The 1,884-nt window shown below is 42.4% G+C and carries 2 protein-coding genes; both read left to right on the top strand.

Annotated elements, in window-relative coordinates; translation table 11 throughout:
* The first annotated feature begins 575 nt into the window (after positions 1 to 575).
* Positions 576 to 998, top strand: a complete 423-nt coding sequence (locus tag KIH86_RS19975) for a metal-dependent transcriptional regulator (RefSeq protein ID WP_223083900.1) — start codon at positions 576 to 578, stop codon at positions 996 to 998.
* 50 nt (positions 999 to 1,048) lie between these two features.
* Positions 1,049 to 1,246: a kinase to dihydroxyacetone kinase gene (locus KIH86_RS30185; protein ID WP_223083901.1), complete on the top strand. Its 198-nt coding sequence runs from the start codon at positions 1,049 to 1,051 to the stop codon at positions 1,244 to 1,246.
* Positions 1,247 to 1,884 lie beyond the last annotated feature (638 nt).

The following is a 1,884-nucleotide window of genomic DNA, read 5'->3' as shown; positions in this document are numbered from 1 at the left end:
GAATAGACAGAAGTTGTGAAAGTGTTGCATCTGTAAAGCTTGCCGGAAAATTGGGATTATACCCTGAAAGGCTTGTCACATAGCAGCTTGAAAAGTATCGACTCTATCGTACCTCTATTTGGGAGCTTGAAAAGGCGTGATATATCGTCCGGCAGCAAAGATGGGACGATAAAGGTAAAATGGTCGCCAAAAACGGATATATCAAATATCCATTGTTACGTTTCTTTTTTCATATAATACCCAGCAGAAAAAGTAAGTTTTACAATTTGGACAATTCATAACCGCCGGCATAGCCGGCGGTTTGTTCTTGCTCTATAAAGGGATGTAACTGACAGGGCTGAAAGCCCTACGAAATATCTGCGGGCGAACGAGCCGGATAGAACTTCGGAAAAACTTGCGAGCGGCAGAGGAATCCTAGTTTCACTGCATATTTTTCATTGTCGGGGCGCGTTCACAGCTATGCATAAAGGACATCCGAATGACGAGGACTTGAAACAGGCTACGGGCTTTGCGCTTGCCGCAGTAAATGAATTGAAATAGGAAACGGAGTTGTTAGTCTGAAAGGAGGTAGCCCTATGCAGGAATTGAGCCGGTCTGAAAAGGACTATATGGAAGCAATCTATGTGCTAAAAAGACGATTGGGGTCTGTACGTTCTGTTGACGGTGCTAATTATCTGGAACATTCAAAACCAAGCATTACAAGGGCTGTTTCGGTCTTGAGCGAAAAAGGTTATCTAAAAAAGGTAAATAACGAGTTAATATTTACTGAATTGGGCCGGCAGATTGCAGAACAGGTAATTGAACGTCATTGCATATTGACCCATGCGCTTAAAGAATTGGGCATTGATGAAGTGGCAGCCGTAAAAGATGCACAAAACATGGAACGCGTAATCAGCGACCAGGTTGTAAGTCTTACAGCCACAGCAATACAATGTCAAAAGCGGCTAACCGGCAATTGCCCGCGAGATTTGCCGATAGGAGCTTTAGTATATGGATAGAATAGAGTATGTTTATGATACACAAATGCTTGTGGAGGTGAGGGTATCCCGTGGACGAGGTTCGGGAGCACCTTGAACATACACCGCCCGACGATAGCCTTTTAGTCGATGGCGATGATGAACTTATGAGGATACACTTTCACACCAACGAGCCCTGGGAAGTAATGAAATACCTTTCACAATTTGGTGAGATTTACGATATTGTTATTGAGAATATGCGGCGACAGAGTGACGGGCTAAAAGGATAATTAAGGAAGCGGCATAATTCTTCTTCCGCTTCCTTTTATTGTATATAACTTTATCGTTGCTTTTGATTTTGGCAAGGCTATTGAGCAAGCCCAAGGCAACCCAAATATAGCGAAAGTCGGCATTGCTTAATGTTCCATGCCGACTTTCGTATTATATGTTTTCCTGATTCACTAACGCTTTGCTGGGGCTGGTCGTTGATAGAAAAGATCCCTCGGAGGCTATAGTTCTTGGATACTTACTCTAAAACTGCTTTCTAGAGAACCGGAGAATACCGTAAGGCAGTAGTACCGCATGGGAATTTATAATGTTATGGACTTAGTTGGGTTCCTGGGCGGCNAGAAAAATCAGGAAGTTTCTGAGGATTTTCTAATAAATGCCTAAAGCGTTTTTGAACAAAGTCTTCTTGGTAAATGATATGCCTGGGGCAGTCAATCTCCAGATGATTCCTACCACAAGATTCGCCCCCTGACTATATAGAGCAATTCATTCATTGTGCGTATAATCCAGCGTATTTAAAATATCCGGAATGTATGCTTCCTGATCACTAAAACGTTTTGCAATTTCATACACAATTTCCCCGATTTTTTCAGGGGACAATGACATGTCCATTTTAATCCATTCTATCATAATGGACGTA

The organism is Paenibacillus sinensis, from assembly GCF_019904155.1.
Classification (GTDB): domain Bacteria; phylum Bacillota; class Bacilli; order Paenibacillales; family Paenibacillaceae; genus Paenibacillus_AQ; species Paenibacillus_AQ sinensis.
The sequence above is the reverse complement of the archived record's forward strand: the minus strand, read 5'-3'. Positions and strand labels throughout refer to the sequence as shown.

Excerpts from the sequence above, each read along its gene's own strand:
- KIH86_RS19975 (WP_223083900.1), top strand. The coding sequence starts at position 576 with ATGCAGGAATTGAGCCGGTCTGAAAAGGACTATATGGAAGCAATCTAT.